Here is a 21,554-nt window from a genome sequence, read left to right as displayed (position 1 = left end):
CGTTGTGACCACGATCCGCGCAGTCCTCTTCGACTTCTCGGGCACCCTGTTCCGCCTGGAGCACGACAGCCTGGCCGCGCACGCGGGACTGATGCGCGCGCTGACCGCGCCGGTCGGCGCCTTCCAGGACTTGGACGCCGACGCGTGGGCACGCCGCGACCTCGACGCCGACCTGCACCGCGAGCTGCACGTCTCGGCGCTGGCCAAGGCGGGCGCGGCCGATCCCGTCGACTTCTACGAGCGGCTGTGCAGCCCGCCGTACTGGCAGCCCTACCCCGACACCGCGCAGGCGCTGGGCACGCACCTGCGGGTCGCCGTGGTGAGCAACACCGGGTGGGACATCCGCGCGGTGTTCGACCGGCACCACCTCACCGGCCGGGTCGACGAGTTCGTGCTCTCCTACGAGGAGGGCGCGATCAAGCCGGACCCCAAGCTGTTCGAGCTGGCCTGCGAGCGGCTGGGCGTGGAGCCGCACGAGGCGCTGATGGTCGGCGACAGCCCGGAGGCCGACGGGGGCGCGGCCGCGATCGGCTGCCGCGTGGAATTCGTGGACCCGTTGCCGACCTCGGATCGGCCGGACGCACTCCTGCGGGTGCTCCACAAGCACATTTAGCCGGGCGATTCAACCCCGGCGGGCACACGCCCGTACCATTCCGGTGTGAGCCTCCACATCTACGACACCGCACGTCGGGAACTGCGGGAGTTCCGCCCGCAGATCAGCGGAACGGCGTCGATCTACGTGTGTGGGGCGACCGTGCAGGGCGTGCCGCACATCGGCCACGTGCGCAGCGGGCTGAACTTCGACGTGCTGCGCCGCTGGCTGGCCCGCGACGGCGCGGACGTGCGGCTGGTGCGCAACGTCACCGACATCGACGACAAGATCCTCACCAAGGCCGCCGAGCACGGCAGGCCGTGGTGGGAGTGGGCGTACTCGCACGAGCGCGCCTTCGAGGCGGCCTACGAGGAGCTGGGCTGCCTGCCCCCGTCCTACGCGCCGCGCGCGACCGGGCACGTGACGCAGATGGTCGAGCTGATGGAGCGGCTGATCGAGAAGGGCCACGCCTACGCGGCGGAGGGCGACGTGTACTTCTCGGTGACCTCCTTCCCCGAGTACGGCGCGCTGTCCGGGCAGAAGCCCGACGAGGTGCACCAGGGCGAGACGGCCGCCACCGGCAAGCGCGACCCCCGCGACTTCACGCTGTGGAAGGCCGCCAAGCCGGGCGAGCCGTCGTGGCCGACGCCGTGGGGCGCGGGCCGCCCCGGCTGGCACCTGGAGTGCTCCGCGATGGCCACCGCCTACCTGGGCGGGACCTTCGACATCCACGGCGGCGGCATCGACCTGATCTTCCCGCACCACGAGAACGAGCAGGCGCAGTCGCGCGCGGCGGGCGACGGGTTCGCCGAGTACTGGATGCACAACGCCTGGGTGACGCTCAGCGGCGAGAAGATGTCCAAGTCGCTGGGCAACACCGTGTCCATCCCGGCCATGCTGGAGCGGGTCCGCGCCCCGGAGCTGCGCTACTACCTGGTGGGCCCGCACTACCGGTCGACCATCGAGTACTCCGAGGCCGCGCTGGAGGAGTCGGTGGCGGCCTACCGGCGGGTGGAGTCGTTCCTGCGCCGGGTGGTCGAGCGCACCGGCTCGGTGGACGACCGGGGCGCGCTGCCCGAGGCGTTCGTGGCGGCGATGGACGACGACCTGGGCACGCCGGGCGCGCTGGCCGCGGTGCACAAGCGGGTGCGCGAGGGCAACACGGCGCTGGAGGCGGGCGACGACCGGGGCGCCCGCGCGGCCGCCGAGTCGGTGCGCGCGATGACCGCACTGCTGGGCCTGGACCCGCTGTCGCAGCTGTGGAGCGCGTCGGCCGCGCAGGACTCCGGCAGCCGCCAGGCGCTGGCCGCGCTGGTCGAGCGGGTGCTGGAGGACCGCGCGCGGGCGCGCAAGGAGAAGGACTTCGCGAGGGCGGACGCGTTGCGCGACCACCTGCTGCTCGCCGGTATCGCCGTCGAGGACACCCCCGACGGTCCGTTGTGGACCTTGAAGGACGACTGAGCTCGTGGCTGGTAACTCCAAGCGCCGTGGCGCGATGCGCAACCCCGGTTCCAAGAAGGGCGCGATCGTCGGTTCCGGCGGGCAGAAGTCCAAGGGCCTGCAGGGCAAGGGGCCCACGCCCAAGGCCGCCGACCGGCCCAACCACCCCGCCTACCGCAAGGCCAAGGCGGTGGCCAAGGTCGAGCACGCGCGCCAGCAGCGCCGCAAGGCCGCCGAGAACGCGCCGGAGACCGTGGCCGGGCGCAACCCGGTGGTGGAGTGCCTGCGGGCGGGCATCCCGGCCACCGCGCTGTACGTGGCGCTGGGCATCGACGCCGACGACCGGGTGGCCGAGGCGGTGCGGCTGGCGGCGGACCGGGGCATCTCCGTGCTGGAGGTGCAGCGGGGCGAGCTGGACCGGATCACCGGCGGTGCGGTGCACCAGGGCCTCGGCCTGCAGGTGCCGCCGTTCGAGTACACCGACCCGGCGGACCTGCTGGAGGTCGCCAACGAGTCGGGCAGGCCGCCGCTGTTCGTGGCGCTGGACGGGGTGACCGACCCGCGCAACCTGGGCGCGGTGGTCCGCTCGGCCGCGGCGTTCGGCGCGCACGGGGTGCTGCTGCCGCAGCGCCGGTCCGCGGGCATCACCGCGGTGGCGTGGCGGACCAGCGCGGGCACGGCGGCGAAGCTGCCCATCGCGGTGGCCACCAACCTGACCAGGCAGCTGCGGGAGTGGGCCGACGCCGGGCTGATGATCGTCGGGCTGGACGCCGACGGGACCGTGGACGTGGACGGGCTGGACCTGGCCACCGGGCCGCTGGTGGTGGTGGTCGGCTCGGAGGGCCGGGGGCTGTCGCGGCTGGTGCGGGAGACCTGCGACCAGACGGTGTCGATCCCGATGGCGCCGGGGGTGGAGTCGTTGAACGCCTCCGTGGCCGCGGGCGTGGTGCTGGCCGAGGTGGCGCGCAGGCGCAGGCTGGACGCGGCGGGCTGATCTCCGGGACATCGCGGGTGGCGGGCGGATAAGGTCACCCGCGATGTCCTTCGCCACGCCCCTGTTCCTCTGGTTCTTCGTGCCGGTCGTGCTCGCGGCCGTCCTCGTCGCGCCCAGGACTCGGCGCAACGGCGTGGTGGCGGTCGCCAGCCTGTTCTTCTACGTCAGCGGGGCGGGCGGCACGACGCTGCTGCTGCTGGCCTGCATGGTGGTCAACTACCTGGCCGGGCTGCGGCTGGAGCCGGGCAGCCCGCGCGACCGGCGGGGCCTGCTGGTCGGCGTGATCGCGTTCGACCTGGGCGTGCTGCTGGTGTGGAAGTACCTGGGGTTCGCCACCGAGCAGCTGCGCGCCATCGCGAGCGTGGTCGGCGCGGACCTGCCGGTGGTGCACCTGGCGCTGCCGATCGGCATCTCCTTCTACACCTTCCACCACATCTCCTACGTGGTGGACGTCTACCGCGGTGAGCGCCCGGCGCTGCGCGAGCCGGTCGCGTTCGTCACCTACATCGCGATGTTCCCGCAGCTGGTGGCCGGGCCGATCGTGCGCTACCGGGAGATCGCCGACCAGCTGCCGCAGCCGCGCACGCACCGGCTCGACGACATCGCCGCGGGGTTCCCCCGGTTCGCGCTGGGCCTGTGCAAGAAGGTGATCATCGCCGACTCGCTGGCGCCGCTGGTGGACGCCTGCTTCGCCACGCCCGCGGACCAGATGACCACGGCGACCGCGTGGCTGGGCGCGATCGGCTACACCCTGCAGCTCTACTTCGACTTCTCCGGTTACTCGGACATGGCGATCGGGCTGGGCCGGATGCTGGGCTTCCGGCTGCCGGAGAACTTCGCCCGGCCGTACTCGTCGGTGACCGTCACCGAGTTCTGGCGGCGCTGGCACATGTCGCTGTCGCGGTGGTTCCGCGACTACCTCTACATCCCGCTGGGTGGGAACCGGCACGGGGTCGCGCGGACCTACCGCAACCTCACGGTCGTTTTCGTGCTCACCGGTTTTTGGCACGGCGCGAACTGGACGTTTCTGGTGTGGGGTTTGTTCCACGGCGGGCTGCTGGTGCTGGAACGGCGGTTCGGCTGGAATTCGGCGCCCGCCGCGCGCGGCAGGCGCATTGCGCGCCGGGTCCTCACGATGCTGCTCGTGGTGGTCGGCTGGGTGTTCTTCCGCGCGGCCGACCTCGGTTCCGCGCTGGTGATGATCGGGCACCTGTTCATTCCCGATTTCACCGGCCTGACCGAGGCCGTCGCCGCGGCGGCGACCAACCAGCGGGTGGTGCTGCTGCTGGTGGCGCTGGTCGTGGTGGTGCTGCCGGATCATCCGGTCACCGGCCCTTACCTGGAGGCGTCGCGGGACCGGGTGGCCGCCACGATCAGGGTGTCCTTGATGACGGTCGGGGTCGCCTACGCCGCGATCCTGGTCGCCAGCGGTACGTTCAGCCCGTTCCTGTACTACCAGTTCTGACGATCGACGTTTCAGCGCGCCCAACAATTTCGAACGCGATCACCCAGGACTCAACGGCGTGGAACCCGCCTGCCCCGGACGGGCGGCCGGACCTGACGTAGGGTGGGCGGACATTGCTCGCGTCGGGTGACGCCACGGTCAACTGTCAAAGAATGGGAGCCCGTTTCCTCGACACTGTAACTACTTTATGTCACCAATGTCGTCCGTTTGGGTACCCACTGTGGCGGGACCAACATTGTGCAACCGGCAGCTTCTACCGTGCTAACCGAGGGAATTAATACTCGGGTGGGGGTAACGTGACTCACTCATCGGAGTCGACCATCGCGGGGCGGACGTGACCCCGCGCGGCACGCTGCGCGCCCTGGTCGGCAACCGCGAGTTCCGCGGCCTGTGGATCGGCTCGACGGTGTCCACCGCGGGCGACCAGCTCGCCGCCGTGGCGCTGTCGCTGCTGGTGTTCCAACGCACCGGCTCCCCCGCGTGGACCGCGCTGACCTGGTCGCTGACCCTGGTCCCGCCGCTGGTCGCGGGCCCGCTGCTGGGCTGGGTCGCGGACCGGTTCCCGCGCCGCACGGTGATGATCCGCTGCGCCTGGCTGCAGGCCGCGCTGATGGCGCTGATGGCGCTGCCGGGGGTGCCGCTGTGGGTGATGATCGCGCTGCTGGTCGCGGTGCTGATGACCGCGTCGCCGTTCCTGGCCGCCCAGGAGGCCAGCCTGCCCTCGGTGCTGCCCGCCAAGCGCTACGACGACGGCGTGGCGCTGTTCGGCACCTCGGTGGACGTGGCGCAGATGATCGGCCTGGCCGCGGCGGGCTTCGTGGTGACCTGGGCGGGCCCCAACGTGGCACTGGCCGTGGACGCCGCCTCGTTCGTGCTGGTGGCGCTGCTGGTGCAGTTCTCCGTGCGGCACCGGCCCGCCGCCGCCCCGCGCGACCCGGCGCGGGAGCGGGCCGAGGTCGGGTCGGCGGGCGTGCTGCGGCTGCTGCTGACCGACCCGCGCCTGCGCACCCTGCTGTGGCTGCGGATGCTGGCCGGGCTGGCCATGGTCCCCGAGGGGCTGGCGGTGCCCCTGGCGGCGAGCCTGGACGCGGTCTGGGCGGTGGGGCTGATCCTGGCCATCGAACCCGCGGCGAACGTGCTGGGCGTGGCCGTGCTGTTCCGGGTGGTGCGCAGCCCGGACAAGCGCGAGCGGCTGATGGGCCCGCTGGCCGTGCTGTCCCTGGCGCCGCTCGTGCTCTTCGCGCTGGACCCGAACCTGACCTGGACCATCGTGCTGCTGGTGGTCGCCGGCATGGCGGGGGCCTACCACACGCCCGCGCGCTCGGCCTGGATGCGCATACTGCCCGACGCCTGCCGGGGTCGGGCGCACGGCATCGCGCGCACGGCGCTGCGCTCCAGCCAGGGCGGCGGCATGGCCCTGGCGGGCGCCGTGGCTCACGGCCTGGGCTCGGTCACCCTCACCATCGCGGGCGCGGGCGGCATAGGCTTGCTGCTGGCGGCCCAGGCGACCGTAGCCTGGAACCGGGCGCGCACCCGGACGGACCCGAACGCGATGATCACCTGAAACGGACTCATCATGAGCGACGATTGTCATGACGAGACCTCGTGTGCGCACCGCAAGAGGTCCGGTACGGAGAGTGAGAGCACAGGCTCCGGGAGAGCGATGAGATCACCAGTCGCGGTTACGCATGGCGGACACTCCTTTACGCACTGCTGGGCTGGTGAAGGGGGGCGAACGGCCGGGACCGCAGGGGCTGGTCGTGGTGCGTCGTCGGCGTGAAGTCTAAGGGGACGTGGTGAAGGGAAGTTTGCCTGATCGGGAGCCGCCTGCGACAGTCGGGCGGCGACCGACGCGCACCTGGGAACTCTGGTCCCTGCGCCGGGCCGCGGTTGGTTACATCCTTTCCGTCGAATTCGCGGTGGTCGCCGCGGCTATTGGGCTGCTGACCACGGTCGGCTCAACCACCGCCACCGAGTGGTTCCGTTTCGGCGCGCTCATCCTGGCGATCACGGTTCACCTCACCATCGTGCGACGGGCCGAGGAATCGCGGCGCAACGAATCGACCGGCCCGTACTTCGACCTGACCTCGGTGTGGACGCTGGCCGCGGCCATCGCGCTGCCGGGCGGGCTGGCGGTGCTCACCGTGGTGTGGATGCGCCTGGTCCTCAAACCCATCGCGCGGCGGCAGCCCTACCGGTTCGTGTTCGGCTCGGCCAACATCCTGGCCGCCACCCTGCTGTCCTGGGCCGCGCTGCACCTGACCGGCTCCGCCCCCGGCGTGACCGGGCACGCGCTGTCCGACCTGGGCCTGGTGCTGGAGCTGGTGCTGGTCGCGGTGCTGTACTGGTCGGTCCAGGTCGTGCTGATGTCCGGCGTGCTCAAGATCGTCAACCCGGCCACCCGGCCCGCCGAGCTGATCGGCTCGCGCAGCGACAACATGCTGGAGGCGACCACGCTGGGCGTGGGCGCCATGCTCGGCGTGCTCACCACCACTCACTGGGTGGGCCCGCTGCTGCTGGTCATCCCGGTGATCCTGGTCAACGCGCTGCTCTACCACGCCTCCGAGCGGCAGGCCCACCTGGAGCGGCTGCTCGCCGAGCAGCGCCAGGCCCACCTGCAGCTGACCAAGGACGCGCACACCGACTTCCGCACCGGCCTGCTCAACACCACCGGCCTCAACGAGTACGCGAGCCGGATCGCCGAGCGCTGCCGGGTGGACGGCAGGCCGGTGACCGTGCTGGCCATCGACCTGGACCACTTCAAGCGGATCAACGACACCTGGGGCCACCCGGCGGGCAACGCGGTGCTCGCCGAGGTCGGCCGCATCCTGCGGGAGAAGCTGCGGCCGGGCGACGTGGCCGGGCGCGACGGCGGCGAGGAGTTCGTCGTGGTGCTGGCCGAGACGCCGCTGTCGCAGGGCATCGCCATCGCCGAGCGGGTGCGCGAGGCCATCGGCGCGATGACCGTGGAGACCACCGACAAGCACCGCAACACGGTGACCCTGCTGGGGCGCAACCTGCCGCACGACGAGGAGACCGCGGAGTTCCGGGCCATCTCCGCGTCGATCGGCGTGGCGGTGCTCCAGGCGGGCGTGGACAGCCTGCTCACCGCCCAGCACAGCGCCGACGCGGCGCTCTACGCGGCCAAGGAGAACGGGCGCAACCAGGTGCGCGTGGCGGGCATCGACATCCACGCCGGGCGGCGGCTGCCCCTGCCGCGCGCCGACGAGCCGGAAGTGACCCGCTCGGCCTGACCCGGCGCCCGGTCCCGTGATCGGGGCCCGCGCGCGCCGGGGCGCGCGGCGTGCCCCGGCGGGGGCCCCACCGCGTGCCACCAGGCACGACCTGCGAGTCATGGGCGCTCACTTCGGCGCGGGACGTTCAGGCGCCTCGTGGGTACCCGGCGCGGCCGAGCGCTAAACCACCCGATTCCGCGAACGCCCGACGACGCGGCACACCACGTAGATGGCGAACGAGATCGCCGTGACGAACGCGCTCACCGGCACCCCCGGCGCCAGCGACAGCACGATCCCGCCCAGCACCGCCACCTCGGCGAACGCCACGGCCAGCAGGGTGGCGCGCAGCGGGCTGGCGGTGACCCGCGCCGCCGCCGCGGCGGGCGTGATCATCAGCGACAGCACCAGCAGCGCGCCGACCACCTGCACGCCCAGCGCCGTGGCCATCCCGACCAGCACCGCGAACACCCAGTTCAGGGTGCGCGTGGGCACGCCGCGGGCCAGCGCGACGTCCGGGTCCACGCTGGCGAACAGCAGCGGTCGGTACAGCAGCGCCATGGCCACCAGCACCACCACCGCGCACGCGATGAGCACCCACAGGTCGGTGGGCTGGATGCCGATGGGCTGGCCGACCAGCAGGCCCATCTTGTTCGCCGCGCGGCCGGGGTACAGCCACAGGAACAGCACGCCCAGGCCCAGGCCGAACGCCAGCACCGCGCCGATCACCGAGTCGCGCTCGGTGTCGCGCCGCCCCAGCAGGCCCAGCAGCAGCGCGGCGAGCACCGCGCCCAGCACCGCGCCGTAGCCGACGCCCACGCCCAGCAGCAGCGCCGCCGCGCCGCCGGTGAACGCCAGCTCGCTGGTGCCGTGCACCGCGAAGGACATCTTGCGGGTCACCACCAGCGGGCCCACCACGCCCGCCACCAGGCCCAGCACGGCCGCGGCGACCAGGGCGCGCTGGACGATGTCCAGCGCCAGCAGGTCCGCCGTCTCGGCCAGGTCGAACAGCATCAGGCGTCCTCCGCCACGTGGTGGGCCTGGTCCTCGCACACGCCCTGGGCGCCGACCACGTGGATCTGGCCGCGCACCCGGACCACCTCGACGGTCGTGCGGTACAGCTCGGACAGCGTCGCCGAGGTCATCACCTCGGCGGGCGTGCCCACCCGGAAGCGGCCGTCGACCAGGTAGAGCACCCGGTCGACCAGCGGCAGCACGGGGTTGATCTCGTGGGTGACGAACAGCACCGCGGTGTCCGCGGCGCGCCGCCGGGCGTCGATCAGGTCGCTGACCACCCGCTGGTGGGCCAGGTCCAGCGACAGCAGCGGCTCGTCGCACAGCAGCACGTCCGGGTCGCCGACGAGGGCCTGGGCCACCCGCAGCCGCTGCTGCTCGCCGCCGGAGAGCAGGCCGACGGGGGTGTCGGCGTACTCGGTGGCGCCGACCGACGCCAGCGCCTCGGCGACCCGCTCCCGGCGCCGCGCGCGCCCGCGCAGGCCCAGCCCCCAGCGGTGCCCGTCCAGGCCGAGGCCGACCAGGTCGCGGCCGCGCAGCGTCAGCGCCGGGTCCAGCGCGCGCTGCTGCGGGATGTAGCCGATGCGCCGGTTGCCCCGGCCGGGTGGGGCGCCCGCGACCTCGACGGTGCCCCCGGACAGCGGCTGCAGGCCCAGCAGCACCCGCATCAGGCTGGTCTTGCCCGATCCGTTGGGGCCCAGCACGGCCAGGAACTCCCCCGGCCGCACGTCCAGGTCCAGCTCGTCCCACAGGACCCGGTCGCCGTAGGCCAGGCGGGCGCCGCGCAGCGAGACCGCCCCCTGCCGGGTGGGGCGGTCCGCCGTGGAGATCTGAGCTGTCATTTCGTCCCGAGCGCGGCGGTCAGCTCGTCAACCTGCTTCGTCATCCACTCAACGTAACCCGGAACGCCCTCGGGCAGCGTCTCGGTCATCCCCACCACGGGGATGCCGACCTCGCCCGCCTTGGCCACCAGCTGCCCGGTCACCGTGCTCTCGGTCTGGGTGTTGTTGATCAGCGCGGCGACCTGCTTGGTGGCGACCAGGTCGGTGGTGGCGGAGAGGGCGGCCACCGGCACGTCGGTCTCCTCCTCGATGGCCTCGGTGAACTCCGCGGGCGTCACGTCCTCGACCCCGGCGGCCTCCAGCAGGTAGGCGGGCACCGGCTCGGTGACCACGACCTTGGCGGGCTTGATCCGGCCGAGCGCGTCCTCGACGCCGTCGAGCCGCTCGCCGAAGGCCTTGGCGTTGGCGGTGAAGGTGTCCTTCTTGTCGGCGGCCAGCCCGCCCAGCTCCTCGGCGACCTTGTCGGCGACCTTGCGCACGGTGGGCAGGTCGTACCAGACGTGCTCGTTGTCGCTCTTGCCGGACAGCTCGAAGGCGTCGATCCGCTTGACCTGCTTGCCGGAGTCGTCGACGAGCTTGGCGAGGAAGTCGTCGTAGCCGCCGCCGTTGCCCAGGACCAGGTCGGCCTCGGCGACCGCGGCCACGTCGGCGGGGGCGCTCTCGAACGAGTGCGGGTCGGCGGAGGGGTCGTCGATGATCGAGCGGACCTCGACGGCGTCGCCGCCGACCGCGCGGGCCACGCTGCCCCACACGTTGGTGGAGGCCACGACGTGCAGCCGGTCGCTGTCGGCGGCGGGGGTGGGCTCACCACCGCCGCAGGCGGTCAGGCTCAGCACCGCGGCGGCACCGAGCAGCGTGTTGCGGACGGTCATCGGGAACTCCTCGACAGGGCGACGGCGGGGGAATGGAAACCGTTGTCGAGTTCAGTTTAGAACCCTCCGCCACCGAACCGTCCACCGACCGGGCTAAGAACACACCAGGGCCACCCCCGAACGGGGGTGGCCCTGATCGTCTGAACCGGTCAGTCGGTCAGCCGCAGACCCGTCTCCGGGTGGAACAGGTGCACCTCGTCGGCCTGGCGCACCGCCAGCTTCACCGTCTGCCCCAGGGTGGGCGGGGTGCGGCCGTCGACGCGGACCACGAACCGCTCGGGCACGTCGCCGATCCGGACCGAGCCGTGCACCAGCGCGTCCGCGCCCAGCTCCTCCACCAGCTCCACGGTCATGTCCATGCCCTGCTCGGAGCTGCTGACCAGGCCCAGCGACTCCGGCCGCACGCCGAAGGTCACCTCGGACAGGCCCTCGGCCGCCGCCTTGTCCAGCGCGGACCGCGACAGCGGCACCACGACGCCGTCCAGCTTCGCGCCCTCGGCGGTCAGCGGCACGGTCTTGAGGTTCATCGCGGGCGAGCCCATGAACCCGGCCACGAACGCGTTCGCGGGCTTGTCGTACAGGGCGCGCGGGGTGTCGCACTGCTGCAGCAGGCCGTCCTTGAGCACCGCCACGCGGTGACCCATCGTCATCGCCTCGACCTGGTCGTGGGTGACGTAGATGGTGGTGGTGCCCAGCCGGGCCTGCAGCGCGGCGATGTTGGCGCGGGTCTCCACGCGCAGCTTCGCGTCCAGGTTGGACAGCGGCTCGTCCATGAGGAACACGCTGGGCTCGCGCACGATCGCGCGGCCCATCGCGACGCGCTGGCGCTGACCGCCCGACAGCGCCTTCGGCTTGCGGTCGAGGTACTTGGTGAGGTCGAGCATCTTGGCCGCCTCGGCGACCTTCTGCTTGATCTCCTCCTTGTTCACCCCGCGCAGCTTCAGCGCGAAGCCCATGTTCTCCGCGACCGTCATGTGCGGGTACAGCGCGTAGGACTGGAACACCATCGCGATGTCCCGGCCCTTCGGCGGCACGTTCGTGACGTCCTTGCCACCGATCTGGATCGCGCCCTCGTCCACGTCCTCCAGGCCCGCGAGCATCCGCAGCGCCGTCGACTTGCCCGAGCCCGACGGCCCGACCAGGACGAGGAACTCGCCGTCGGCGACATCGAGCGACAACTGGTCGACCGCGCGGACCGGCGGGTTGCCGGAGAAGATCCGCGAAGCCTTGACGTAGGCGACCTCAGCCATTGCGACGCACCTTTCACCTTCAAGCTTTGCCGCCACGCTAGGCATCGCAAGCGCTTACGGGAACACCGCAATTGGTCCACTTCCGCACCGGCAAGTACCACCCGTGCACCGTGCGAGCGCACTCAACTACTACCCGTGTCAGCGGGCGCGGGGCGGGTGCCTCAACCTGGCTCCCGGCCGCACCGCCACCACTCGGCGGACCTGGTCCCACCTGCCGGGGCTGGACTTCGTCACGGCCGACGCCGCGGAGTACCTGGCAACCACCACGACGTCGTTCGACATCATCCACTCGATCTTCGGCGCGGTCCGGTTCACCGATCCCGCCGAGGTCGTCGCGCCGCCCGCGCCGGACCAGCGGGGCACCCTGCTGGTCCGGGCGAGCGCCGGGCGGGCGCGGCACGGGTAGTGGAAAAGGGCCGTTGCGCGGGGGTCGGGTAGTACTTGCAGGCGTCAGCCCTTGACGGCGCCGCTGGACAGGCCGGTCACCAGGAAGCGCTGGACCAGGTAGAACACCGCGATGGCCGGGATGGCGACCAGGATCGACGCGGCGGCCAGGTGGCCCCACTCGGTCCGGTTCTGCTGCACGAACACCTGCAGCCCCACCGCGAGCGTCTTGGACTCGTCGGCGGCGGACAGGAAGGCGGACGCGAACGCCACCTCGCCCCACGCGGTGAGGAAGGCGTAGAACGCGGTCACCGCCAGGCCGGGCCGGGCCAGCGGCAGCACCAGCCGCCAGAACACGCCGAACGGCGACAGCCCGTCCACCCGGCCCGCCTCGTCGATGTCGGCGGGGATGGTGTCGAAGTAGCCCTTGAGCATGTAGGTGCAGAACGGCACCGCGGTGGTGCAGTAGACCAGCACCAGGCCGATGCTGGTGCCCTGCAGCCCCAGGGTCAGCAGGATGTTGTAGAGCGGCACGATCAGCACCGCGAACGGGAACATCTGCACCAGCAGGAACGACAGCATCAGCGACCGCTTGCCGGGGAACCGGAACCGGCTGGCCGCGTAACCGGCGGTGGCGGACAGGAACACCGCGATCACCGTGGTCAGCAGCGCGATGAGCACCGAGTTGCCGAACCAGGCGAGGAAGTCGCCCTTCTCGCCGGACAGCACGCGGGTGTAGTTGTCCAGACTGGACTCGTTGAACAGCTTGGGCGTGGTCTCCACGGCCCGCGCGTCCGGCTTGAAGGACGTGACCAGCACCCAGAACACCGGGAACACCGCGATCAGCGACGCCAGGACCAGCGTGACGTGCAGCGCGACGCTGGCACCCCTGCCGCGCTTGCCGCGCTTGACCTGTCGCCGCCCGGTCGGGACGGTCCGGAGCGAAGCGGCCTCGACCGACATCACCACACCTCGCCTTGCCTGCGCAACGCGCGCCGGTACACGCTCGCGAACACGAGCAGGACGGACAGGATCAGCACGCCGTAGGTGGACGCGACCGCGTAGTCGCGCGAGGCGCCGGAGAAGAACCGCTCGAAGGCGTAGGTCACCAGGATGCGGGTGTTGGGGTTCTGGCCCGCGACGAGGTAGATGACCGCGAACATGTTGAACGTCCAGATGATGCCCAGCAACACCACCGTGCTGGACACCGCGCGCAGGCCGGGCAGCGTCACGTGGCGGAACCGCTGCCACGGGGTGGCCCCGTCGACCTCCGCGGCCTCGTAGAGGTCGCCGGGGATGGACTGCAGGCCGCCCAGCAGCGACACCATCATGAACGGCACGCCCAGCCACACGTTGACGATGATGACCGCGACCAGCGCCCAGTCCGACTGCCCCAGCCACACCGGATCGGGCAAGCCGATCGCGCGCAGCGCCTGGTTGATGATCCCGTACTGCGCGTTGAACATGTACTTCCAGGCGAACGCGCTGATGAACGCGGGCACCGCCCACGGCAGGATCAGCAGCACCCGGTAGACCGAGCGCCCGCGCAGCGGCCGGTTGAGCAGCATGGCCAGGCCGAGCCCGATCCCGTAGTGCAGCAGCACGCAGGCGGAGGTCCAGATCAGGGTGCGCGCCAGCGTGGACCAGAACGACCCGTAGCTGGGGTCGCCGGAGAGCACGTTGAGGTAGTTGCGCAGGCCCACCGAGATGTAGGTGGCGGGCCGGTCCAGGATCGGGTTGGCGATGTTCGCCTCGTTGATGTTGGTGAAGGTGAAGAACACGCCCTGGGCGAGCGGGTAGAGCACCAGCACCGCGATGACCACCACCACCGGCAGGACCATCGCGTACGCGTACCAGTGCCGGTCCAGGAACCTGCGCACCGAAAGCCTCCCTTGCGCGAGCCGGGGGCCGCCCTGGCGGGCGGCCCCCGGCGAACCCGTCAGCTGGTGGTGTACTCGGGCAGGATCTGGTCCTTGTAGGACTTGGCGACCTCGTCGAGCGCGGTCTTGGCGTCCTTCTTGCCCGCCAGCACGTCGGCGTAGGCGATCTTCAGCGGGGCGAACAGCTGGTCGCCCTCGGGAATCCACGCGCGGGCGTGCGCCGAGGTGGCCACCGGCTCGAAGGCCGAGACGACGGGGTTGGCCTTGACGTCGGCGTTGTCGTAGGCGGACTTGCGGGTGGGCAGCAGGCCCAGCTCCTTGGCGATCCGCGCCTGGGACTCGGTGCTGCTCATGCAGGCGACCAGCTTGATCGCGTTGTCCTTGGCCTTGGTGCCCTGGCGGATGACGTAGTCGTGGCCGCCGACCGGGGCCGAGCCGCCGCCCTCGGTCTCACCGGGGACCGGGGCGATGCCCAGGTTCGCCGCGTCGGTGAACGCGGTGCCCTTGAGGTAGTCGGCCACCGACCACGGGCCGTTGACGACCATGGCGATCTCGCCGGAGGAGAACCCGGCCTGCATGTTGCTGTAGGAGTTGCCGGGGTCCAGCGCGGTGGAGGCGGCCTTGGCGTCGACCAGGCCCTTGGCGGTCTCCAGCGCCTTCACGTTCTCCGCGGAGTTGACCACGATCTTCTTGGCGTCGGCGTCGACCAGGTCGCCGCCCGCGCCGTAGATGAACGGCAGCGCGTAGTAGGCGTCGTTGTTGACGAAGAACGCCTTCTCGCCGCCGAGCTTGGCGGCGACGGTCTTGAGCTCCTCCCACGTCTTGGGGGGCTCGACGCCCGCGTCGGCGAGCAGCTTCTTGTTGTAGAACAGCGCCAGCGAGTCGGTGACCTGGGGGACGCCGTAGGTCTTGCCCTCGAACCGGGTGGAGCCCAACGGGGTCTCCAGGAAGTCCGAGGTGTCCTTGGCCAGCTCGGTGTCGCTGAGGTCGACCACGAGGCCGTTCTTGGCCAGCTGCGGCACCCAGGCGACCTCGGCGCGGAACACGTCCGGGCCCTGGCCGCCCTGGGCGGCGGTCTTGTAGTTGTTCAGCGCCTGGTCGAAGGCGACGGTCTCGGTCTTGACCGAGTAGCCGCCCTGGGTGGCGCAGTCCTGCGCGATCTTGCTGAACACCGGGCTCTCGTTGGGGCCGCTGGTGTCCCAGAAGGTGACCTCACCGGCGTTGCCGCTGGAGGAGCCGCCGCCACCGCACGCGGTGAGGACGAGGGCGCCCGCGATGCCGGCGGCCGTGGCGGTCACGAGGGTGGTACGTCGCATCGTTGCTGTCGTCCCTCCTGCTGGCCTCATCACGATGAGGGTGTTGCAAGATTTTGCGTAAATGTTGCCGCGGATTTCATACCGCCGACCTGGGCCGGGTCAAGGGCCGGGACGTAACCAAGCCGTAACGGCGATCCCCCTTCAGGCGTAGCAGTGACGGGAATTGCAAAAATTTGCCACGGGCGGCAGGCTGCACGTCACCCACGGTCGAGGCGAGGAGGCGCGGTGTCCGGACTGTCCGAGATAGCCAGGGCAGCCGGGGTCAGCATCTCAACGGTCAGCCGCGTGCTGAACCGCCGAGCGGGGGTCAACGAGGAGACCCGGCAGCGGGTGCTGGCGGTGCTGGCGGAGATGCCCTACACACCTCGCGGGCTCGGCGCCCTGCAGCGGACCGGGGTGATCGGCCTGCTGGTCCCGGAGCTGTCCAACCCGGTCTTCCCGGCCTTCGCCGAGGCGCTGGAGGTGCGCGCGGCGCGGCTGGGCTACTCCTCGCTGCTGTGCAACACCAGGGCCACCGGCAGCGCGGCCATGGGCGAGGAGGAGTACGTCCGGATGCTGCTGGCCAGGGGCGTGGAGGGGATGGTCTTCGTGTCCCCGGAGATCACCAACGTGGAGGTGCCGCTGGGCCAGGCGCCCCGGCCCAGCTACTACGCCAAGCTGCTGGCCGACGGCGTGCAGATGGTGTTCCTCAACGGGGCCACGCCGTCGCTGGACGTGCCGGACGTGACCGTGGACGAGCAGCACGCGGGCTACGCGGCCACCCGGCACCTGGTGGAGCTGGGGCACCGGCGGGTGGGTTTCGTGTCCGGGCCCGCGCGGTCGCTGCCGTCGCGGCTGAAGCGGGCGGGCTGGGCGGCGGCGCTGGAGGAGGACGGCCTGCCCGCGGAGCCGGAGTTCGTGGCGCACGCCCCGTTCGGCCCGGAGGGCGGCGCGGCGGCGGTGTCGGCGCTGCTGGACGCGGTCGCGCCGACGGCGGTCATCTGCTCCTCCGACCACATGGCGATGGGGGTGCTGCGGGAGGCGCACCGGCGCGGGCTGCGGGTGCCGGGCGACCTGTCGGTGGTCGGCTTCGACGACATCCCGCTGGCGGGCTACTGCTCCCCCGCGCTGACCACGGTGGCCCAGCCGATCGAGGAGATGGCCGCCGCGGCGGTCGACGAGCTGGCGCACCGGCTGGACCCGGATCGGCGTCGCAAGCCCTCCGGGAACTACACGCGGGTGTTCCGCCCCAAGCTGGTGATCCGGGAATCAACAGCACCGCCCGGATGAAAACATTGGTCTGAACCAAAATACCGGAACGTAACCGGTATTCACCTGGGCAGACGACAGGTCGGAGGGACGCAGGTCACCACCACTTCTGTAATGTGTTCTGAACCGTTACGGTCACTTCATGGCGCGGTCGATGCATGTGCGACGCCCGGCGACGCTCGCTTCCCTTGCGGCTGAGCTGGGTGTCTCCCGGACAACGGTGTCCAACGCGTACAACCGTCCCGACCAGCTCTCCCCAGAGCTGCGGCGCCGGGTGTTGGAGACAGCGAGACGACTCGGTTACCCCGGCCCCGACCCGGTGGCCCGCTCACTGCGCACGCGCAAGGCGGGCGCGGTGGGGCTGCTGCTCACCGAGAACCTGTCCTACGCCTTCCGCGACCCGGCGGCGGTCGGGTTCCTGGAGGGCCTCGCGCTGGCCTGCGAGGACGCGGGCCAGGGCCTGCTGCTGGTGCCCGCGAACCCCGAGCGCGAGGACGTCGCGGCCGTGCACCGCGCGGGCGTGGACGGCTTCGTCGTGTACTCGGTGCCCGACGACGACCCGCACCTGGCGGCCGTGCTGGAGCGCCCGGTGCCCACGGTGCTGTGCGACCAGCCTGACCTGGAGGACGTCGACCGCGTCGGCATCGACGACCGGGCCGCGATGACCGAGCTGGCCAGGCACCTGATCGAACTGGGCCACCGCCGCGTCGGCGTGGTGTGCATGCGGCTGGCCAGGGACCGCAACGACGGCTACGTCAGCCACGAGCGCCAGCAGTCGGCCCGCTTCCACGTCCAGCGCTCCCGCCTGGCGGGCCTGGCGCAGGCGTTCACCGAGGCGGGCGTGGACTGGCAGGACGTGCCGGTGGTCGAGCGCTTCGACCACACCATCGCCTCCGGCGCGTCGGCCGCCGCGCAGGTGCTGGAGCGCGACCCCCGGATCACCGCGCTCATCTGCACCTCGGACATCCTGGCCCTGGGCGCGCTGGCCGAGGCCGACCGGCGGGGGCTGCGCGTGCCGCAGGACCTCACCGTCACCGGGTTCGACGGCATCCGGGAAGCCGAGCAGTCGGGGCTGACCACGGTCCGGCAGCCGGTGCTGGAGAAGGGCCGGGCGGCGGGCAAGCTGCTGCTGGACTCGGCCGAGCGGGCCCGCCCGCGCAGCGTCACGCTGGCCACCGAGCTGATCCGGGGCACCACGGCCGCGCCGCCGCGCTCGGCGGCCGACGAGCGCTGGTTCGGCCCCTGAACGGATGACGTGACGTGATCTGCCCCCGGTTCCCCTTGCCACGTGGTGGGAATCTCGTTCCAATTCTGGGGAACCGAGGGAGGCAGGCATGACCGCTATCGACGAACTGCTCCGCCGCAACGCCGAACTGGGCAACATCGTCCCCGGCGACCGCTCCTCTCCCAAGCCGTCCATGCAGGTCGCCATCCTGACCTGCATGGACTCCCGGATCAGGGTCTTCGAGATCTTCGGGCTCAAGCAGGGTGAGGCGCACGTGCTGCGCAACGCGGGCGGCGTGGTCACCGACGACATGCTGCGGTCGCTGGCGCTGAGCCAGCGCAAGCTGGGCACGCGCGAGGTGCTGCTGGTGCACCACACCAACTGCGGCCTGGAGCTGGTGACCGAGGACGACTTCAAGGACGAGCTGGAGCAGGCCTCCGGGATGCGGCCGACCTGGTCGGTGGAGGCGTTCCGGGAGGTCAAGGACAGCGTGCGCGGCTCGATGAACCGGGTCCGGCACAGCCCCTTCCTGCTGCACCGGGACACCGTGCGCGGCTTCGTCTACGACGTCCACACCGGCGAGCTGACCGAGGTGGTGTAGCGGCGGGCGCCCTCCGGTCTGGGAGACTGGGGGCGCTATGAGCCTGGATGCCGAGGTCCTCATCGACTGGTTCGCCGACCACGCCCGCGACCTGCCATGGCGCAGGCCGGAGTGCACCCCCTGGGGTGTGCTGGTCAGCGAGATCATGCTCCAGCAGACACCGGTCGCGCGGGTCGAGCCGGTGTGGCGCGAGTGGCTGGCGAGGTGGCCGACGCCGTCGGCGATGGCGGCGGCCACCCAGGGCGAGGTGCTGCGCGCGTGGGGCAAGCTCGGCTACCCCCGGCGCGCGCTGCGCCTGCACGCCGCCGCCCTGGCCATCGCCGAGCAGCACGGCGACGAGGTGCCGCACGACGTGGACACCCTGCTGGCGCTGCCGGGCATCGGCGCGTACACCGCCCGCGCGGTGGCCGCTTTCGCCTACGGCGAGCGGTGCCCGGTGGTGGACACCAACGTCCGGCGGGTGGTCGCCCGCGCCGTGCACGGGGCCGCCGACGCGGGCCCGCCGTCCACCACGAGGGATCTCGCCGACGTCGAAGCGCTCCTGCCGGACCAGCGGGCCGCCGTCTACTCCGCCGCGCTGATGGAGCTGGGCGCGCTGGTCTGCACCGCGCGCACGCCCAGGTGCGCGGACTGCCCGGTGCTGGCCGCCTGCGCCTGGCAGCGCGACGGCCGCCCCGCCTACGACGGTCCGGTCAAGGTGGCGCAGAAGTTCGCGGGCACCGACCGCCAGGTCCGCGGCCTGCTGCTGGACGTGCTGCGCGGCACCGCCGAGCCGGTGGCCAAGTCCCGGTTGGACGTGGTGTGGGCGGACGCGGGTCAGCGCGACCGCTGCCTGCACTCGCTGCTGGTCGACGGCCTGGTCGAGCAGACCGCGAGCGGCCTGTTCGCCCTGCCGGGGGAACACCGCTGAGCGGTCACCGCTGAGCGGTCAGCGCTGACCGCTCACGTCGGCGGCAGTCCGCTCAGGAACGCCTCCACCGCGCCGCGGTAGACCTCCGGGGCCTCGTCGTGCACCACGTGCCCGGACTCGGGCACCAGCAGGTGTCGCCCGCTCGCGCGCCGCGCCATCTCCGCCATCTGCCCCGGCGCCAGCGGGTGCCTGCCCGCCTCGATCACCAGCAGCGGGCACCGCACGGCGTCCACGAAGTCCCAGTAGGACCGCTCGCCCCACTCGGCCGCGATCTCGTACAGGTCGGCCAGCTCCGCGATCAGGTGGTAGCCGTCGGCGCGCTCCTCGAACAGCTCCTCCACGCGCGGCACGTCCACCACCGAGCGCACGTGCGCCAACGACTGGAACGGCACCGGCCACGCGTCGAAGTACCACCGCCAGTCCTCGACGGACTTGCCCCGGTTGTCCGGCACCACGTCCTCGGCGACCACCGCGCGCACCAGCTCCGGCCGCGTCGCGGCCAGCGCCAGCGCGTGCAGCCCGCCCATGGAGTGCCCGATCACCACGGCGGGCGCCAGGTCCAGGCGCCGCACCACGGCCACCAGGTCGGCCACGAAGTCCTCGGTGCGGAACGGCCCCCGCCGGGGGTTGCGGCCGTGCCCGCGCGCGTCCACGCCGACCACCCGGCCGTAGGGCTTCAGCCACCGCGCCACCGTCCACCACGTGCTGGCCCGGCTCATCAGGCCGTGCAGCAGCAGGATGCCCGGTCCCCGGCCACCGAACTCCACCACGCTCATGCGTGCATGATGACGACATGGCCATCAGCTCCAAGGCGCGCCCCGTCCTGCTGATCACCGCCCTGGTGCTGGTGGCGGCGGGTGTGGTGGTCGCCCGCCTGCCCGAGGAGGGCACCCCGACGGCCGCGCCCCCCGCTTCGGCACCCGCCCCCGCGTCCACCCCGGCGGTGGTGGACGCCATGGGCGGTGACGGCGCGGGCGACCCGTACTACCCGCAGGACGGCAACACCGGCTACGACGTGCGCGGCTACGACGTGGCGATCAGCTACGACCCGGCCACCAGGCGGCTGGACGGCACCACCCGCGTCACCGCGACCGCCACGGCCGAGCTGACCAGGTTCAACCTGGACCTCTACGCGCTGGTGGTCAGCCAGGTCGAGATCGGCGGCCAGGCCGCCCAGTTCCGCCAGGAGGGCGACCACGAGCTGGTGATCACGCCCGCGACCCCGCTGGCCCGCGACGCCGAGTTCACCGTCTCGGTGACCTACGGCGGCGAGCCGACCCTGTTCGAGGACCGCGCCCTGGGCCGCAGCGGCTGGCAGATCTCCGCCTCCGGCGGCGCGTTCGCGGCGGGCGAGCCGCACTCGGCGACCACCTGGTTCCCGGCCAACGACACCCCGCGCGACAAGGCGACCTTCCAGCTCGCCGCGCGCGTGCCGGACGGCTGGTCGGTGATCTCCAACGGGGTCGAGGGCGACAGCACCAAGGCCGACGGCTGGACCACGTTCCGCTGGTCGCACCCGGAGCCGATGGCGACCTACCTGGCCACCGTCGCGATCGACCGGTGGACCGTGGAGCGCTCGGCGCTGCCCGACGGCACCCCGGTGGTCGACGCCTACGCGCCCGGCGCCGAGGGCGGGCGCGAGCACCAGCGCAGGCTGCCCGAGGTGCTGGAGTTCCTGGCGGGCGAGTTCGGCCCCTACCCGTTCGACGCGGCGGGCGGGATCTACCTGGTCGACAACATCGGCTTCTCGCTGGAGACCCAGACCCGGCCGGTCTACGCCGGGTGGGCCGACCTGGACACCGTGGTGCACGAGAACGCCCACCAGTGGTTCGGCAACGCGGTGAGCCTGCGCAGCTGGGCCGACATCTGCCTCAACGAGTGCTTCGCCAGCTACGCGCAGTGGCTGTGGGACGAGGCCAAGGGCGGCGCGGACCTCGACGCCCGCTACCGCGCCGAGGTGGAGCGCCGCGCGGACAGCGCCGCGTACTGGTCGCGCAAGCTCTACGACATGGGGCGGGGCAACGAGTTCCGCGGCGTCTACGACAAGGGCCAGCTCGCGCTGCACGCGCTGCGCAGGCAGATCGGCGAGGAGTCGTTCGACCGGGTGATCAAGGACTGGCTCGCCGAGCACCACGACGGCAACGCCTCGTGGCCGGAGTTCGAGGCGCACGTGGAGCGGATCTCCGGGCAGGACCTCGACGGCTTCTTCGGCGCGTGGTTCCGGGGCGACCAGCGCCCCCCGGACGAGCACCTGTGGCCGGGTCCGCTGCGCAGGTAGGTTGGACGCC

At 71.9% G+C, this 21,554-nt stretch carries 20 protein-coding genes; 12 read left to right on the top strand and 8 right to left on the bottom strand.

Annotated elements, in window-relative coordinates:
• Positions 1-4: 4 nt before the first annotated feature.
• The 6 genes from JOF41_RS32850 (at position 5) to JOF41_RS32825 (ending at position 7,745) form a co-directional block, all read left to right on the top strand.
• A complete protein-coding gene (locus JOF41_RS32850; RefSeq protein ID WP_189221199.1) occupies positions 5-613 on the top strand; it encodes an HAD family hydrolase in 609 nt (202 codons plus the stop codon).
• 45 nt (positions 614-658) lie between these two features.
• Positions 659-2,053 (top strand): cysteine--tRNA ligase, encoded by a 1,395-nt coding sequence (gene cysS / locus JOF41_RS32845; RefSeq protein ID WP_209623679.1) that lies wholly within the window; start codon positions 659-661, stop codon positions 2,051-2,053.
• Positions 2,054-2,057: 4 nt separating this feature from the next.
• Positions 2,058-3,026, top strand: a complete 969-nt coding sequence (gene rlmB / locus JOF41_RS32840) for a 23S rRNA (guanosine(2251)-2'-O)-methyltransferase RlmB (protein WP_189221201.1) — start codon at positions 2,058-2,060, stop codon at positions 3,024-3,026.
• Positions 3,027-3,069: 43 nt separating this feature from the next.
• On the top strand, positions 3,070-4,491 hold the full coding sequence (locus JOF41_RS32835) for an MBOAT family O-acyltransferase (RefSeq protein WP_189221202.1): 1,422 nt from the start codon (positions 3,070-3,072) through the stop codon (positions 4,489-4,491).
• Positions 4,492-4,825: 334 nt separating this feature from the next.
• Positions 4,826-6,055, top strand: coding sequence for an MFS transporter (locus JOF41_RS32830; RefSeq protein WP_189221203.1), 1,230 nt, complete (start codon positions 4,826-4,828; stop codon positions 6,053-6,055).
• A 463-nt stretch (positions 6,056-6,518) separates the two neighbouring features.
• Positions 6,519-7,745, top strand: a complete 1,227-nt coding sequence (locus JOF41_RS32825; RefSeq protein ID WP_229794896.1) for a GGDEF domain-containing protein — start codon at positions 6,519-6,521, stop codon at positions 7,743-7,745.
• A gap of 162 nt (positions 7,746-7,907) precedes the next feature.
• On the opposite strand, the gene JOF41_RS32820 is transcribed toward JOF41_RS32825, so the two are convergent.
• From JOF41_RS32820 to JOF41_RS32805, 4 genes are all read right to left on the bottom strand, one after another.
• The gene (locus JOF41_RS32820; RefSeq protein WP_189221205.1) at positions 7,908-8,738 is read right to left on the bottom strand and encodes a metal ABC transporter permease; all 831 of its coding nucleotides are present in this window, start codon (positions 8,736-8,738) and stop codon (positions 7,908-7,910) included.
• Positions 8,738-9,580 carry a metal ABC transporter ATP-binding protein gene (locus JOF41_RS32815; RefSeq protein ID WP_209623678.1) on the bottom strand — a complete coding sequence of 281 codons (843 nt, stop codon included), beginning with the start codon at positions 9,578-9,580 and terminating at the stop codon, positions 8,738-8,740. Before JOF41_RS32815 ends, JOF41_RS32820 begins: the two co-directional genes overlap by 1 nt.
• The gene (locus JOF41_RS32810) at positions 9,577-10,452 is read right to left on the bottom strand and encodes a metal ABC transporter solute-binding protein, Zn/Mn family (protein WP_189221207.1); all 876 of its coding nucleotides are present in this window, start codon (positions 10,450-10,452) and stop codon (positions 9,577-9,579) included. Before JOF41_RS32810 ends, JOF41_RS32815 begins: the two co-directional genes overlap by 4 nt.
• A gap of 149 nt (positions 10,453-10,601) precedes the next feature.
• Positions 10,602-11,702 (bottom strand): ABC transporter ATP-binding protein, encoded by a 1,101-nt coding sequence (locus tag JOF41_RS32805; RefSeq protein ID WP_189221208.1) that lies wholly within the window; start codon positions 11,700-11,702, stop codon positions 10,602-10,604.
• 103 nt (positions 11,703-11,805) lie between these two features.
• Between JOF41_RS32805 and JOF41_RS32800 the strand changes: the two genes are divergently transcribed.
• The gene (locus JOF41_RS32800; RefSeq protein WP_209623677.1) at positions 11,806-12,108 is read left to right on the top strand and encodes a hypothetical protein; all 303 of its coding nucleotides are present in this window, start codon (positions 11,806-11,808) and stop codon (positions 12,106-12,108) included.
• 44 nt (positions 12,109-12,152) lie between these two features.
• On the opposite strand, the gene JOF41_RS32795 is transcribed toward JOF41_RS32800, so the two are convergent.
• The 3 genes from JOF41_RS32795 to JOF41_RS32785 all read right to left on the bottom strand — a co-directional run bounded on the left by JOF41_RS32795 (position 12,153) and on the right by JOF41_RS32785 (position 15,282).
• The gene (locus JOF41_RS32795; protein WP_189221210.1) at positions 12,153-13,049 is read right to left on the bottom strand and encodes a sugar ABC transporter permease; all 897 of its coding nucleotides are present in this window, start codon (positions 13,047-13,049) and stop codon (positions 12,153-12,155) included.
• Positions 13,049-13,927, bottom strand: coding sequence for a carbohydrate ABC transporter permease (locus JOF41_RS32790; RefSeq protein WP_209624596.1), 879 nt, complete (start codon positions 13,925-13,927; stop codon positions 13,049-13,051). Before JOF41_RS32790 ends, JOF41_RS32795 begins: the two co-directional genes overlap by 1 nt.
• 98 nt (positions 13,928-14,025) lie before the next feature.
• Complete coding sequence (locus tag JOF41_RS32785) at positions 14,026-15,282, bottom strand: extracellular solute-binding protein (RefSeq protein ID WP_189221211.1); 1,257 nt, start codon at positions 15,280-15,282, stop codon at positions 14,026-14,028.
• Positions 15,283-15,507: 225 nt separating this feature from the next.
• On the opposite strand from JOF41_RS32785, the gene JOF41_RS32780 reads away from it, so the two are divergent.
• The 4 genes from JOF41_RS32780 to JOF41_RS32765 all read left to right on the top strand — a co-directional run bounded on the left by JOF41_RS32780 (position 15,508) and on the right by JOF41_RS32765 (position 19,266).
• Entirely contained in the window at positions 15,508-16,551 is a 1,044-nt protein-coding gene (locus JOF41_RS32780) for a LacI family DNA-binding transcriptional regulator (protein ID WP_189221212.1), read from the top strand.
• Between the two features lie 121 nt (positions 16,552-16,672).
• Positions 16,673-17,776 (top strand): LacI family DNA-binding transcriptional regulator, encoded by a 1,104-nt coding sequence (locus tag JOF41_RS32775; RefSeq protein WP_209623676.1) that lies wholly within the window; start codon positions 16,673-16,675, stop codon positions 17,774-17,776.
• Positions 17,777-17,864: 88 nt separating this feature from the next.
• The gene (locus JOF41_RS32770; protein WP_189221214.1) at positions 17,865-18,356 is read left to right on the top strand and encodes a beta-class carbonic anhydrase; all 492 of its coding nucleotides are present in this window, start codon (positions 17,865-17,867) and stop codon (positions 18,354-18,356) included.
• A gap of 37 nt (positions 18,357-18,393) precedes the next feature.
• Positions 18,394-19,266 (top strand): HhH-GPD family protein, encoded by an 873-nt coding sequence (locus JOF41_RS32765; RefSeq protein WP_209623675.1) that lies wholly within the window; start codon positions 18,394-18,396, stop codon positions 19,264-19,266.
• A 32-nt stretch (positions 19,267-19,298) separates the two neighbouring features.
• Here JOF41_RS32765 and JOF41_RS32760 read toward each other — a convergent pair whose 3' ends face one another.
• Complete coding sequence (locus JOF41_RS32760; RefSeq protein WP_209623674.1) at positions 19,299-20,042, bottom strand: alpha/beta fold hydrolase; 744 nt, start codon at positions 20,040-20,042, stop codon at positions 19,299-19,301.
• 17 nt (positions 20,043-20,059) lie between these two features.
• Here JOF41_RS32760 and JOF41_RS32755 point away from each other — a divergent pair, with 17 nt between their 5' ends.
• Complete coding sequence (locus tag JOF41_RS32755) at positions 20,060-21,544, top strand: M1 family metallopeptidase (RefSeq protein ID WP_209623673.1); 1,485 nt, start codon at positions 20,060-20,062, stop codon at positions 21,542-21,544.
• Positions 21,545-21,554: the final 10 nt, after the last annotated feature.

The organism is Saccharothrix coeruleofusca, from assembly GCF_017876325.1.
Lineage (GTDB): Bacteria > Actinomycetota > Actinomycetes > Mycobacteriales > Pseudonocardiaceae > Actinosynnema > Actinosynnema coeruleofuscum.
Note: the sequence above shows the minus strand (reverse complement) of the source record. Positions and strands in the feature narration are given on the sequence as shown.

Excerpts from the sequence above, each read along its gene's own strand:
- JOF41_RS32835 (WP_189221202.1), top strand. The coding sequence starts at position 3,070 with ATGTCCTTCGCCACGCCCCTGTTCCTCTGGTTCTTCGTGCCGGTCGTG.
- JOF41_RS32755 (WP_209623673.1), top strand. The coding sequence starts at position 20,060 with ATGGCCATCAGCTCCAAGGCGCGCCCCGTCCTGCTGATCACCGCCCTG.
- JOF41_RS32805 (WP_189221208.1), bottom strand. The coding sequence starts at position 11,702 with ATGGCTGAGGTCGCCTACGTCAAGGCTTCGCGGATCTTCTCCGGCAAC.
- JOF41_RS32815 (WP_209623678.1), bottom strand. The coding sequence starts at position 9,580 with ATGACAGCTCAGATCTCCACGGCGGACCGCCCCACCCGGCAGGGGGCG.
- JOF41_RS32760 (WP_209623674.1), bottom strand. The coding sequence starts at position 20,042 with ATGAGCGTGGTGGAGTTCGGTGGCCGGGGACCGGGCATCCTGCTGCTG.
- JOF41_RS32810 (WP_189221207.1), bottom strand. The coding sequence starts at position 10,452 with ATGACCGTCCGCAACACGCTGCTCGGTGCCGCCGCGGTGCTGAGCCTG.
- JOF41_RS32795 (WP_189221210.1), bottom strand. The coding sequence starts at position 13,049 with ATGTCGGTCGAGGCCGCTTCGCTCCGGACCGTCCCGACCGGGCGGCGA.
- JOF41_RS32770 (WP_189221214.1), top strand. The coding sequence starts at position 17,865 with ATGACCGCTATCGACGAACTGCTCCGCCGCAACGCCGAACTGGGCAAC.
- JOF41_RS32775 (WP_209623676.1), top strand. The coding sequence starts at position 16,673 with ATGGCGCGGTCGATGCATGTGCGACGCCCGGCGACGCTCGCTTCCCTT.
- JOF41_RS32765 (WP_209623675.1), top strand. The coding sequence starts at position 18,394 with ATGAGCCTGGATGCCGAGGTCCTCATCGACTGGTTCGCCGACCACGCC.
- JOF41_RS32790 (WP_209624596.1), bottom strand. The coding sequence starts at position 13,927 with ATGGTCCTGCCGGTGGTGGTGGTCATCGCGGTGCTGGTGCTCTACCCG.
- JOF41_RS32785 (WP_189221211.1), bottom strand. The coding sequence starts at position 15,282 with ATGCGACGTACCACCCTCGTGACCGCCACGGCCGCCGGCATCGCGGGC.
- JOF41_RS32820 (WP_189221205.1), bottom strand. The coding sequence starts at position 8,738 with ATGCTGTTCGACCTGGCCGAGACGGCGGACCTGCTGGCGCTGGACATC.